The 12,426-nt window shown below is 71.5% G+C and carries 14 protein-coding genes; 7 read left to right on the top strand and 7 right to left on the bottom strand.

All coding sequences use genetic code 11. From position 1 onward, the window contains the following. Positions 1–15 precede the first annotated feature (15 nt). A complete protein-coding gene (locus H4696_RS39055) occupies positions 16–897 on the bottom strand; it encodes a LysR family transcriptional regulator (protein WP_086857030.1) in 882 nt (293 codons plus the stop codon). Between the two features lie 90 nt (positions 898–987). On the opposite strand from H4696_RS39055, the gene H4696_RS39050 reads away from it, so the two are divergent. Then, entirely contained in the window at positions 988–2,292 is a 1,305-nt protein-coding gene (locus H4696_RS39050) for an FAD-binding oxidoreductase (protein WP_086857029.1), read from the top strand. 58 nt (positions 2,293–2,350) lie between these two features. After that, positions 2,351–3,529, top strand: a complete 1,179-nt coding sequence (locus H4696_RS39045; RefSeq protein WP_192783117.1) for an acyltransferase family protein — start codon at positions 2,351–2,353, stop codon at positions 3,527–3,529. Here the strand turns inward: H4696_RS39045 and H4696_RS39040 are convergent. Next, the gene (locus H4696_RS39040; RefSeq protein ID WP_086857027.1) at positions 3,526–3,948 is read right to left on the bottom strand and encodes a nitroreductase family deazaflavin-dependent oxidoreductase; all 423 of its coding nucleotides are present in this window, start codon (positions 3,946–3,948) and stop codon (positions 3,526–3,528) included. The two genes, H4696_RS39045 and H4696_RS39040, sit on opposite strands and share 4 nt — an antisense overlap. A gap of 100 nt (positions 3,949–4,048) precedes the next feature. On the opposite strand from H4696_RS39040, the gene H4696_RS39035 reads away from it, so the two are divergent. Then, positions 4,049–4,513 (top strand): MarR family winged helix-turn-helix transcriptional regulator, encoded by a 465-nt coding sequence (locus tag H4696_RS39035; protein ID WP_086857026.1) that lies wholly within the window; start codon positions 4,049–4,051, stop codon positions 4,511–4,513. 1 nt (position 4,514) lies between these two features. Here H4696_RS39035 and H4696_RS39030 read toward each other — a convergent pair whose 3' ends face one another. From H4696_RS39030 to H4696_RS39020, 3 genes are read right to left on the bottom strand one after another with little or no spacing between them, the layout of a single operon-like run. Further along, a complete protein-coding gene (locus H4696_RS39030; RefSeq protein WP_086857025.1) occupies positions 4,515–4,874 on the bottom strand; it encodes a PLDc N-terminal domain-containing protein in 360 nt (119 codons plus the stop codon). A gap of 39 nt (positions 4,875–4,913) precedes the next feature. Beyond that, complete coding sequence (locus H4696_RS39025) at positions 4,914–5,666, bottom strand: cytochrome P450 (RefSeq protein WP_225955924.1); 753 nt, start codon at positions 5,664–5,666, stop codon at positions 4,914–4,916. A 41-nt stretch (positions 5,667–5,707) separates the two neighbouring features. After that, positions 5,708–6,382 (bottom strand): GNAT family N-acetyltransferase, encoded by a 675-nt coding sequence (locus tag H4696_RS39020; protein ID WP_086857024.1) that lies wholly within the window; start codon positions 6,380–6,382, stop codon positions 5,708–5,710. Between the two features lie 51 nt (positions 6,383–6,433). On the opposite strand from H4696_RS39020, the gene H4696_RS39015 reads away from it, so the two are divergent. Both H4696_RS39015 and H4696_RS39010 read left to right on the top strand, forming a co-directional pair. Continuing rightward, the gene (locus H4696_RS39015; RefSeq protein WP_086857023.1) at positions 6,434–7,288 is read left to right on the top strand and encodes a PaaX family transcriptional regulator; all 855 of its coding nucleotides are present in this window, start codon (positions 6,434–6,436) and stop codon (positions 7,286–7,288) included. An 87-nt stretch (positions 7,289–7,375) separates the two neighbouring features. After that, positions 7,376–7,780, top strand: coding sequence for a hypothetical protein (locus H4696_RS39010; protein ID WP_143264953.1), 405 nt, complete (start codon positions 7,376–7,378; stop codon positions 7,778–7,780). 30 nt (positions 7,781–7,810) lie between these two features. Here H4696_RS39010 and H4696_RS39005 read toward each other — a convergent pair whose 3' ends face one another. Next, positions 7,811–8,206 carry a RidA family protein gene (locus tag H4696_RS39005; protein ID WP_086857060.1) on the bottom strand — a complete coding sequence of 132 codons (396 nt, stop codon included), beginning with the start codon at positions 8,204–8,206 and terminating at the stop codon, positions 7,811–7,813. A gap of 66 nt (positions 8,207–8,272) precedes the next feature. Between H4696_RS39005 and H4696_RS39000 the strand changes: the two genes are divergently transcribed. After that, positions 8,273–10,615 (top strand): bifunctional salicylyl-CoA 5-hydroxylase/oxidoreductase, encoded by a 2,343-nt coding sequence (locus H4696_RS39000; RefSeq protein ID WP_192782780.1) that lies wholly within the window; start codon positions 8,273–8,275, stop codon positions 10,613–10,615. After that, positions 10,612–11,778 (top strand): acyl-CoA dehydrogenase family protein, encoded by a 1,167-nt coding sequence (locus H4696_RS38995; RefSeq protein WP_086864255.1) that lies wholly within the window; start codon positions 10,612–10,614, stop codon positions 11,776–11,778. Before H4696_RS39000 ends, H4696_RS38995 begins: the two co-directional genes overlap by 4 nt. Here the strand turns inward: H4696_RS38995 and H4696_RS38990 are convergent. Continuing rightward, on the bottom strand, positions 11,726–12,349 hold the full coding sequence (locus tag H4696_RS38990) for a DUF2306 domain-containing protein (RefSeq protein ID WP_086864254.1): 624 nt from the start codon (positions 12,347–12,349) through the stop codon (positions 11,726–11,728). The two genes, H4696_RS38995 and H4696_RS38990, sit on opposite strands and share 53 nt — an antisense overlap. Positions 12,350–12,426: the final 77 nt, after the last annotated feature.

Below are 12,426 nucleotides of genomic sequence, written 5' to 3'. Positions count from 1 at the left end.
ACTGTTGACGATGTGTCAAGAGCGGTAGTTCGCCCGGGCGAACGCGATCAACGCGCGAGCCGCGGGGCTGAGCGGGCCCTCCGTCCGCCACGCCAGCGCGAGCATCCCGCGCAGGCCCGGGCCCGCGATCCCGATGATCCGCAGCTCCGCCCGGTGGAACCGGGCCAGCGACTCCGGCACGATCGCCACGCCGAGGCCGCGCGTCGCGAGCTGCACCAGGACGTTCGGGTCGGCCGCCTCGAACGCGATCCGCGGGGTCAGCCCTTCACGCGCGAAGGCGGCGTCCAGCGCGGTGCGCAGGCCGGTCCCCTTCGGCAGTGCCATCAGCGGCAGGCCGTCGAGGTCCCGGATCCCGACCTCGGCCCGGTCGAGCGGGCCGTCCGGTGCGGTGACGGCCAGGAACGGCTCGTCGAGCAGCACCTGCGTCGCGATGCCCGGCGGCGGCTCGGTCGAGAGACCGACGACCGCGAGGTCCAGGCGCCCTTCGCGCAGCGCCGCGAGCATCGTGTCGGAGTTGGCTTCCGACAGCGTGATCTCGACGGCCGGGTAGCGCTCGTGGAAGCCGGCCAGCAGGTCCGGCAGCCGGACCGGGCCGGCCGAGGTCACGGCACCGATCGCGACCTGGCCGCGGACCAGCCCGGCCAGCTCGTCGACGGCTTCGCGCACGCCTTGCACCGCCGCCAGCGCGGCCCGGGCGTGCGGAAGGGCCGCGGCGCCGACGTCGGTGAGCCGGACCGTCCGGCCGGAACGGTCCAGCAGCTCCTGCCCCAGCTCCCGTTCCAGCCGCCGGACCTGCGCGCTCACCCCGGGCTGGGCGACGTGCAGCCGTTCGGCGGCGCGCGTGAAGTTGCCCGCCTCGGCGACCGCGACGAAGTAGGCGAGCTGGTGCAGTTCCATAAGCATTGATTCTAGCTCGTAGAAAAACCAGATCTTGGACTTCTGGTCGACTCGGCCCGAAGCTGGAGACAGCGAACGAAAGGAGCCGAGATGCACACCCTCCGCCCAGGTCAGGACGGTTACGCCGAAGAAGTCGCCGGGTTCCAGACGGCGGTGCCCAGCGCCCCCGCGGTCGTCGTCGCCGCCGAAAGCGCCGAGGACGTCGCCGCCGCCGTGCGGTACGCCGCCGAGCAGGGGCTGCCGGTCGCCGTCCAGGCCACCGGCCACGGCCTCACCGCGGGCGCCGACGGGCTGCTGATCAGCACCCGCCGGATGACCGGCGTCGAAATCGACCCCGAAGCCCGGACCGCCCGGGTGGCAGCGGGCGCGCGCTGGGGCGCGGTCATCGAAGCCGCCGGGGCGCACGGCCTGGCGCCGCTCAGCGGCTCGTCGCCGGACGTCGGCGTCGTCGGCTACACGCTCGCCGGCGGCTTCGGGCTGCTGGGCCGCCGGTACGGCCGCGCCGCCGACCACGTCCGCGCCCTCGACGTCGTCACCGCCGACGGCGAGCTGCGGCGCGTCGAGCCCGGCTCGGACCTGTTCTGGGCGCTGCGCGGCGGCCGCGACAGCTTCGGCGTCGTCACGGCGATGGAGTTCGACCTGTTCCCGGTGGACCGGCTCTACGGCGGCAGCCTCTACTTCGGCCCCGACGACGTGCCCGCGGTGCTGCGGGCCTGGCGCACGTGGTCGGCGGCGGCGCCGGACGCGCTGACGACGTCGCTGGCCATGGTCGACTACCCCGACCTCCCGGTGCTGCCGGAACCGCTGCGCGGCAAGCACATCGCCCAGATCCGCGTCGCCTACCTCGGCGAGGACGGCGACGAGCTGGTCGCGCCGCTGCGGGCCGCGGCGCCGGTCCTGCTGGACACGCTGAAGGTCATGCCGTTCACCGAGTCCGGCTCGATCGCGGCCGAGCCGCGGCAGCCGCACGGCTACCACGGCACCAACGCGACCGTCTCGCAGCTGAACGACGCCATGCTCGACGCCGTCGTGGAGCACGCGGGCCCCGGCGCGGCCACCCCGCCGGTGCTGATCATCGACCGGCTGGGCGGCGCGCTCGCCCGGCCGTCCGACAAGGCGGGCGTCGGCTGGGACAGCTCGGCCGAGTTCGTCGTCCGGGCGCTGTCGGTGGTCGGCGACGGCGGGGTCGCGGCGGTCCGGAACGTGCAGGCGAAGCTGTTCGACGCGCTGGCGCCGTGGACGACCGGGCGGCTGCTGCCCTTCGTGTACGGCGAGCACGCCGCGGTCGAGGGGGTCCATCCGGCCGCGGACCTGCGCCGACTCGGGGAGCTGAAGCGCCGTTACGACGTTCGGAGCACCTTCCGGGCGGTCGGACCGGAGGCAAAGGCAGGGTAAGCGGACGTCCTATACTCGCCCGGACGATCACACCGACGGGGGAACCGACTTGCGCACGATGAGCCACGAGGACTACCTCGGCATGCGGCGGTTCCCTGGCCTCGACGGCCTCCGCGCGATCGCCGCCACGATGGTGATCTTCTTCCACTTCGGCGGCCAGAACTGGACGTGGCTGTCGGGCTGGGTCGGCGTCTACCTGTTCTTCGTGCTCTCCGGGTTCCTGATCACGACGCTGCTGCTGCGCGAGCAGGACCGGACCGGCCGGATCTCGCTGTCGAACTTCTACATCCGGCGCGTGTTCCGGATCCTGCCGCCGTACCTGGTGATCCTGGGCGGGATCGTCGCGTTCGTGGCGCTGCGCGGCGAATTCCACGCCCGCGACTTCCCGAACGCGCTGAAGTTCTACCTGACGTTCCTCAACGAGTTCCTGCCGTCGTTCACCAACGGCACGGACAACTTCTTCAGCGGCTCGTGGACGCTGGGGATCGAGGAGAAGTTCTACCTGGTCTGGCCGTTCCTGCTGGTCTTCCTCGGGATCGGCGCGGCCAAGCGCAAGTTCGTGCTGGTCGGCGTGGCGATGGTCGTCCTGCTGGCCCTGGTCCCGCTGACCACCGGCGGCTGGCTGCTGCACGGCGCGAACGTGCCGATCTACCGCTCGACGGTGCACTACTTCATCCTGGCGGCGGGCTGCCTGCTGGCGATCCTGCTGCACTACCGCCGGGGTTACGCGCTGCTCAAGCCGCTGACGCACCCGCTGGCGGCGATCCCGATCGTGGTGGGCTTCGTCGTGTTCCACACGAACCTCGACACGCTGTGGAACGGCACGGGCCAGAACCTGTGGCTGCTGGTGGCGTACGCGTTCGCGGCGATGCTGCTGCTGATCGTCCTGGTCAGCCCGGGCCCGGCCCGCTGGCTGATGAGCACGGCCCCGCTGCGGTTCGTGGGCGAGCGGTCGTACTCGCTGTACCTGCTGCAGGGGCCGGTGCACTTCGCGGTCATCCAGGCGGTGCCGGGCCTGGCCCGCAACCACACGACGAGCGCGGTGGTGGTCTTCCTGGTCGGCCTGGCGATCGCGGACCTGATCCACCGGTGGGTGGAGAAGCCGCTGATCGACGTGGGCAAGCGGATCATCGCCCGGAAGGAAGGGCGGCGCGCGGAGCGGGAGGAGGCCCGGCGGACGGCCGAGCCTCAGGTTCCGTCCGAGCCCCGGCCCGCTCCCGCGACCTCGGCGTCTTAGCGCTCGAAGACCACGATCGGGATCACCCGGTCGGTCTTCGTCTCGTACTCCGCGAAGCCCTCGGCGTGCGCGACCATCCCCGCGTACAGGCGGTCACGCTCGGCGCGGTCGGCGATCACCGTCGCCGTGGCCTCGAACTTCTCCGTGCCGACCTCGAGCGTGACCTTCGGGTTGGCGACCAGGTTGTGGTACCAGGCCGGGTTCTTCGGGGCGCCGCCCATGGACGCGGCGACGACGTAGCGGTCGCCGTCGGTGGTGTACACCAGCGGGGACAGGCGGGCTTCGCCGCTCTTCGCGCCGATCGTCGTGAGGAGCAGCACGTTCTTGCCCTCGAAGTAGCCGCCGACCACGCCGTTGTTGGCGCGGAACTCGTCCACGACCTGCTTGTTGAAGTCGTTCATGTCGGCTGGTGCGGTCATGAGGATCCCCTGTTCTGGCCGGTACGCTCGATCCGCGAGGTAGGCTCGGACGAGCCGAAGCGTTTGCTTTGCAAACAAAGCTACCGACCGGAGGTGAGCAGTGTCAACGCAGCCCGGCCCGAGTGTCGAGGACGGCGTGCGGCAGCTCCTGCTGCTCATGCCGCGCCTGGTCGGCCGCGCGAAGCGGACGCCGGTGCCCGCGGAGCTCGACGGCTGCTCGCTCGCGCCGCGGCACCTGTCGCTGCTGTCCTACCTGCTCTTCGACGGCCCGATGACGGTCACCGAACTGGCCACCCGCCTCCAGGTCGCCCCGACGACGGCGAGCCTGATGGTCGGCGACCTCAGCCGCCAGGGCGTGCTGAACCGCGACGAGGACCCGGCCGACCGCCGCCGCACGATCGTCAGCATCACCCCGGACAAGCGCCCCGCCGTCGACGCCTGGCTGGCGCGCGGCGCGAAGGCGTGGACCGACGCGCTGACGCCGCTGAGCCCGGCCGAGCGTCAGCTGGTGATCGCGACGCTGGAGGCCTACGAACGCGCCACGTGCGAAGGCCCCGGCTGCTGACTCAGTCCTCGGCGCGCTTCTCGCGGGCCAGCTTCCGCTGTGCCTCCGCGCGTTCCCGGCACTTGCGCAGGAACTCCTCGTCGTCGTCCGGGCTCGTCGCCGCGAACCGCCCGGGGCGGTCGTACTCCGGGTACGCCGGCGCGTGGCGCTCGTACGGCCCGCGCACCCGCGTCACCTGCTGCGGCCGGCCCGCGACCAGCCAGACGATCGACCCGACCAGCGGCACCACCAGCACGAGCAGCAGCCACAGGCCCTTCGGCAGGTTGCGGCAGGACGACTCGTCCGTCGTGATCACGTCGACCAGGCAGAAGATCCACAGCCCGAGCGTGACGATGCCGAGCAGTCCGTCCAGGTACAGCAATTTCCGCGCCTTTCCCCCAAGGAATGAACGCGGTAAGTCTTAGCAGAGCCCGGTTCCGGGCCGGCCGCGGGTCACCCACAGCTCGGCGGGCATCCGGAGATTCGGCGACGACACCCACGTCGTCTTCGTTTCTGTCAGGCAAAACCCTTGCAGCGCCTGGAGAACGCCGGTCGCGAGGGCGGTCGCGTGCCGCGATCCCGGGCAGGCGCGCGGTCCGGCGCCGAACGGCGTCCCCGCCAGCGAGACCGCGACGTCGGCGCCGTCGATCCGGCGGCGGGTGGACAGCACCGGCTGCCCGGCGGGTTTTCCGGACAGCCGCGCGGAAAGCTCGTTGCCGATGAGCCCTGCGGTGGCGTCGCACGCCTGGACGAGCAGGCCGATCCGGGCGGCCACCCCCTCGTCCGCCCCGCCGCACGCGGCGATCAGCCGGCCCAGCGCGGCTTCGGCGGCGGCGTCCGGCGTCACGTGGGGGTGGTACGCCGCCGCGACCAGTGCCACGTCCGCCGAGACGTCGGGCAGGCCGAGCGCCGAAGCGAGCACGCCGACCGGCACCGGCCGCGCGATCAGCGCCATCACGTCGAAATCGTCGAGCGGAGCCACGATCCGCTCGGTCCGCGAGAAAGCCTTTTCGCGCAAGTCGCCGATCGGCTCGAGGAGCGCCACCGCGAGCGCGCGCCGCCGGACGTGGTCGGGACCATTGCTGAACCGGGCCACGGTGGCGCGCAGCCAGGCGACGCTCCCCGGCGGAACGTCGACGGGAACGGGCGGCACCGGAGCGGAAAGCGAAGTCATACGGCGAAGTTAGCCGCGGAAAACTTCGGCGCCTGCCGAAGTCAGAGCAGCGAAACCGGGAACCAGGTGGCTTGCGGACCACCGCACCGCACGGGCCGCGGGACGGCGTGCTGGAACCACCACGCCTCGGTGACGCGGCCGTCCGGGAGCCGGTACGTCGGCGGCCCCGCCACGCGGGCGAGCCCGGCGGCCTGCAGCGAACGCGCGCTCGCGACGTTGCCGACCTCGGCGCCGGCCCGCACCCGCGGCAGGCCGAGGTGGTCGTGCGCCAGCACGAGCCCGGCCGCGAAGAGCACCCGGCCGTAGCCGCGGCCCCGGTAGTCCGGCGCGAGGTAGCCGCCGGTCTCCGGGCCGCCGTCCTCACCGGTGTGCACGCTCACCAGCCCGACGCAGCGGTTGGCCTCGACGTCGATCATCACCAGGTCGACGGACTGCGGATCGGGCGCCGCCCAGTCCGGGCCGGTGCCGGGCACCACGCGCAGCGCGTCGGCCCGCGCCGGCTCGGCGACGATCGAGGCGGCCTGCCAGCCCAGCCACCGCTGGGCGGCCGGATCGCTGCCGCACGCGACCGCAGCGGCGTACTCCCACGCGGTCGGGGTGCGGAAGAGGAAGCGCCCGTCGCGCACGACGTGGCCCTGCCGGTCGCAGGTCCGCTTGGTCATCAGGCGGCCGCGGCGGGTGAGCCGGTCGAAGATCCCCTTGGTGGCTGGCAGCATCGCGGCGAAATCGTAGCGGAGCGGCCGGGACGCGAGTTGTATTGTGGCCCGATGACGGCCGTACCCGACGCAACCGAACTGGACGGCTCCGGCCGGGCGGCCCAGCCGCGTCAGCTCATCGTGACGGTGTACGGCTTGTACTCGCGCACCGAAGGCGGCTGGCTGTCGGTCGCCTCCCTGATCGAGCTGCTCGCGGCCGTCGGCGTCGACGAACCGGCCGTGCGCTCGTCGATCTCCCGGCTGAAGCGGCGCGGCATCCTCGAAGCGGTCCGCCGGGACGCGACAGCGGGCTACGAGCTGTCCGCCGAAGCCCGCGAGATCCTGCGCGAGGGCGACGAGCGGATCTTCCGCCGCGACCGCGCGACCCCGGCCGACGGCTGGCTGCTCGCGGTGTTCTCGGTGCCGGAGACCGAGCGCCACAAGCGCCACCTCCTGCGCACCCAGCTCGCCCGGATGGGCTTCGGGACGGCGGCGTCGGGCGTCTGGATCGCGCCGGCCCACCTGCACGGGGTGGCCGCCGAGGCGCTGACCCGGCTCGGCCTGGCCGGGTACGCCGACCTGTTCCGCGCCGACCACCTGGCGTTCGGCGACGTCGCCGCGAAGGTCCGCGACTGGTGGGACCTCGACCGGCTGGACGAGCTGTACACGACGTTCCTCGACGAGCACGGCCCGGCGCTGCGCCGCTGGCAGCGCCGCGAGCCGGCCGCCGGCGAGGAGGCGTTCGCCGACTACGTCCGCGTGCTGACCGGCTGGCGGCGGATGCCCTACCTCGACCCGGGCCTGCCCGCGGAGTTCCTGCCCGCCGGCTGGTCGGGGATCCGCGCGGCCGAGCTGTTCTTCGAGCTGCACGCGCGCCTGGAAACCCCCGCACGTGCCTACGTCGCCAAGTCGATCAACCTCGGCTGAGCTCTCCCAGCCGACCGCCATTGACGATCTTTGAACGCGCCACACCGGGAGCTATCGTTATCGGCTCCCGGACTCGTGGAGGAGTCGATGCCGCTCATCAACGGACAGCCGGTGCTTCGGAACCTGCAGGCGATTCGTGATCTCATCCGCAATTTCGTCATCTTTACTCAAGTTGACGTAACCCCGCTCCCCGACGGATCGCCCGCAGTCGGGATCCCGATCACCGACGGCATGATCGGTGCGGTCTCGGACGGCGGGAGATGCTGGCACCTCCTTGAGATGACTCTCGACAGGTCGAAAAATGAGTGGACCTGTCGACAGTCGTTCCCGCTGGCCGATCACGAGGATCTGCAAAAGGCGGCGAGCGGTGCACTGCAATACCTGATCAACCACCTTTGCGCGGCGGTCCAGAACCCCGAAGCGCCGATCGTGAACCGAGCTGACGCCGCCGGAAAATTGCATTCGATCATGGCCCGCATGGCGGGCAGCTGACCCCGGCACGCGCCTACGTCGCCAGGTCGATCAACCTCGGCTGAGCACCGCGAAGCCCTGGACCTCGACGAGCGCCTCCTCGTCCCAGAGCCGGGCGACGCCGATGCCCGCCATCGCCGGATACTCCGTGCCCGCGAGCCGCTTCCAGACCCGGCCGATCTCGCGCGCGTGGGCGCGATAATCCGGCATGTCGACGATGTAGATCGTGACGCTGCACAGGTCTTCCGGGGAACCGCCGGCCGCGCGCAGCGACGCCAGCAGGTTGCCCAGCGCGCGCTCGAACTGCTCGACCACGCCGTCGCCGACGATCTTGTTCGACGAGTCCAGCGCCGTCTGGCCGGCCAGGAAGACGACCCGGCCCTCGGCCACCACCGCGTGCGAGAACCCGGACGGCTTGCCCAGCTCCGGCGGGTTGATGCGTTCCATGCGCACACCGTACGCCATCTTTCGCCTTATTGACGGTCGTAGTCGTGACGACATACCCTGGACGGCGTGCGTATCGCGGTCATCGGCGGCGGCCCGGCGGGCCTGTACTTCGCCGCGCTGGCGAAACAGCTCGGTCCCGGCCACGAAATCACGGTCTGGGAGCGCAACGCCCCGGACGACACCTTCGGCTTCGGCGTCGTGTTCTCCGACGAAACGCTCGGCGGCATCGAGCACGCCGACCCGGCGGTGCACGAGGCCATGAAGGCCGAGTTCGCGCGGTGGGACGACATCGACGTCCACTACCGCGGCACAGTGACCACCTCGGGCGGCCACGGCTTCGCGGCGATGAGCCGCAAGCGCTTGCTCGGCATCCTGCAGAGCCGCTGCGGCGAACTCGGCGTCGGGCTGCACTTCCGCGAGGAGGCGCCGGCGGACCTCTCGGGGTACGACCTCGTCGTCGCCGCCGACGGCCTGAACTCCGCGATCCGGAACCGGTACGCCGACACGTTCCGGCCGAGCGTCGAGACCCGCCGGTGCCGTTACATCTGGCTCGGCACGGACCTGGTGTTCGACGCCTTCAAGTTCTACGTCCTGGAGACGCCGGCCGGGATCATGCAGATCCACGGCTACCCGTACGGCCGCGACGGCAGCACGTTCATCCTCGAGGTCCAGGAGGACGTCTGGCAGCGGACGTTCGGCCCCGTCGCGGCGACCTCGCTCAAGCCGGGCGAGAGCGACGAGAAGTCGATCGCGCTGATCCGCGAGCTGTGCGCCGACGTCCTGGACGGCCACCAGGTCATGGCGAACAACTCGAAGTGGGTTTCGTTCGCCACGGTCCGCTGCGAGACGTGGGTGCACGAGAACGTCGTCCTCCTCGGCGACGCGGCGCACACCGCGCACTTCTCGATCGGCTCCGGCACCAAGCTGGCGATGGAGGACGCGCTCGCGCTCGCCGCCTGCCTGCACGAAAACGATGGCGTCGCATCCGCGCTCAAGGCGTACGAGCTGGAACGGCGGCCGGTCGTCACGTCGACGCAGCGCGCCGCGCAGGCCAGCTTGGAGTGGTTCGAGAACATCGCGCAGTACGCGCACCAGGAACCGCCGCAGTTCGCGTTCAACATCCTCACGCGCAGCCGCCGCGTCACCTACGAGAACCTCCGCCTGCGCGATCCGGAGTTCGCCACCGAGCTGGACCACTGGTTCGCACGGTCGCTCGGGACGACGTCGCGGCCGCCGATGTTCCAGCCGTACAAGCTCGGTTCGCTGGAACTGCCCAACCGGATCGTCGTGTCCCCGATGGACATGTACTCGGCGGTCGACGGCGTGCCGGGCGACTTCCACCTGGTGCACCTGGGCAGCAAGGCGCTGGGCGGCGCCGGGCTGGTGATGACCGAGATGGTCTGCGTCTCCCCCGAAGGCCGGATCACCCCCGGCTGCGGCGGGCTGTACACGCCGGAACAGGAAGCCGCCTGGAAGCGGGTGGTGGACTTCGTGCACGCGCAGTCGTCCGCGCGCATCGGTGTCCAATTGGGACACTCCGGCCGCAAGGGTTCGACGAAACTCATGTGGGACGGCATCGACGAGCCGCTTCCCACGGGCAACTGGGAAGTCTGCGGTCCCTCGGCCTTGCCGTACTCGTCGCGGAACCAGGTCCCGCGCGAACTGTCCACAACAGAGCTTTCGGCGATCCGGGACCAGTTCGTCGCGTGCGCCCAGCCCGCCGCCCGCGCCGGGTTCGACGTCCTCGAACTGCACTGCGCGCACGGCTACCTGCTGTCGTCGTTCCTCTCCCCGCTGACCAACCGGCGGACCGATTCCTACGGCGGCTCGCTGGAGAACCGGCTGCGCTTCCCGCTCGAAGTCTTCGACGCGGTCCGCGCCGCGTGGCCCGCCGAGCGGCCGATGACCGTCCGGATCTCGGCGACCGACTGGTGCGAGGGCGGCGTCGACGCCGACGACGCGGTCGAGATCGCGCGCGCGTTCGCTTCCCACGGCGCCGCGGGCATCGACGTCTCGACCGGCCAGGTCGTCAGTGAGGAACGCCCGCAGTACGGGCGCAGCTACCAGACGCCGTACGCGGACCGGATCCGCAACGAGATCGGCGAGGAGTACGGGATCGCGGTGATCGCGGTCGGCGCGATCTCGTCGTACGACGACGTGAACTCGCTGATCCTGGCCGGGCGCGCAGACCTCTGCGCATTGGGCCGCACGCACCTCTACGATCCACAGTGGACGTTGCACGCGGCGGCCGAGCAGGACTACCCGCTGGCGTGGCCGAAGCCGTTCGCCGCGGGCAGCCGCAAACCCCAGACCGGCCGCAGCGACGGGCCGGAGCCGCGCCTCGACCTCGTCCGCTCGGGGCCGACGGGGACCGCCCATGCCCGCTGGCGACCGGGAGTTTCGCGATGACCGCTTTCGCGTTGACCGCAGAGCAGCAGGCTTTCGCCGCGGAAGTCCGGCGGCTGGCCGAGGAGCAGCTGCGCCCGCTCGCCGAGTCCGGTGTGGAGGGTGCGGTCAACCGCCCGCTGCTCAAGGCGATGGGTGCGCTCGGCCTGCTAGCGCGGTTGTTCCCCGGCGTCGCGTCGGGCACGCCGTCGCGGCAGGCGGCCGCGACGGACCTGTGCATCCTGCGCGAGAACCTGGCCATGGTGAACACCGAAGCCGAAACCGCGCTGGCGTTGCAGGGACTGGGAACCTACCCGGTCCTGCAGTCCGGACAGGACGAACAGGTCGCGAAGTGGCTGCCCGCGGTGGCGGCCGGCGACGCGGTGGCGGCGTTCGCGCTGACCGAACCGGACGCCGGTTCGGACGCGGCGGCGCTGTCGCTCTCCGCGGAGCCCGACGGCGACGGCTGGCGGCTCACCGGATCCAAGATGTGGATTTCGAACGCGCCGGAAGCCGACTTCTACACGGTTTTCGCCCGCACCACCCCGGACGCGGGTTCCCGCGGCGTCAGCGCGTTCGTCGTCCCGGCCGACCGCCCGGGCCTCGGCGGCGAGCACCTCGACCTGGTGAGCCCGCACCCGATCGGCACGGTCACGTTCGACGCCGTCGAGGTCCGGCGCGAAGAGCTGCTCGGCGAGGAGAACCGCGGTTTCGCCGTGGCGATGCGGACGCTGGACCTGTTCCGCCCGAGCGTCGGCGCGTTCGCCGTCGGCATGGCGCAGGCGGCGCTCGACGCCACTGTGGACCACACGGGTGCGCGGGAAGCGTTCGGTGGCCCGCTGATCAAGCAGCAGGCGGTGGCGCACGCGCTGGCGGAGATGGCGACCCGCACGGAAGCCGCGCGGCTGCTGGTCTACGCGGCGGCGGGCGCGTACGACGCCGGCGAGCAGAACCTCGGCGGCCGCGCGGCGATGGCGAAGCTGTTCGCGACCGAGGCCGCGCAGTTCGTCGTCGACTCCGCGGTCCAGCTGCACGGTGCCCGCGCCTTGCGCCGCGGGCACCTGCTGGAGCACCTGTACCGCGAGGTCCGCGCGCCGCGCATCTACGAAGGCGCGTCGGAAATCCAGCGGACGATCATCGCGCGGTGGCTGGCGTCTTCGGCTTCCGGTCGAGCCACCACTGGCTGAGCAGCAACAGCGTCAGCACGCTCAGCACCCCGGAAACCGTGGCGGCGTTGAGGATCATCGTGCCTTTGTCCCCGCCTCGGGACATGACCAGCAGAAATCCGACCGGCGACAGCGCGCGGGTCAGCAGCGTGTGCATGCACATGGCGAAGCTGCGGACCATCCACTTGCGATGGTCGGCGAACCGCCGTTGCCGGATCGCCCGCCACCCGGCGATCGTGAACCCGAGCCACAGCAAGGCGGCCACGACGTCCAGCGCGGCGACGACCGGCCCGAACGGGCTGACCGCCCCGATGGTCGCCGCCATCACGGCGGCGGGAATCGCCCCGGCGAAGACGTAGACCCGCCCGACGCGGCGATGCACGACCGGGTGCGTCCGCCGCAGCCACGGCCAGATCTGCAGGATGACGCCGACGATCGCGATCGTCCCGAAGGCGATGTGGGCGACGAGCAACCAGTAGTGCGCGGCGAACCCGGCCGGCGCGGGCACGCGCGACTGCGCGGGATCGAGCGTGAGGTAAGGCGGCACGGAATACGCCAGGAAGACGGCGACGACGAGCGCCAGCGGCGCCACCCACGGCCGCCGCCACCACGTCGGTTTCCCTTGCGCGGGTGCGGGTCTGATCTCCGTCCGAACGGTCATGACTACCC

The organism is Amycolatopsis lexingtonensis, assembly GCF_014873755.1.
In the GTDB taxonomy this organism is placed as follows: Bacteria; Actinomycetota; Actinomycetes; order Mycobacteriales; family Pseudonocardiaceae; genus Amycolatopsis; species Amycolatopsis lexingtonensis.
The sequence above is the reverse complement of the archived record's forward strand: the minus strand, read 5'-3'. Positions and strand labels throughout refer to the sequence as shown.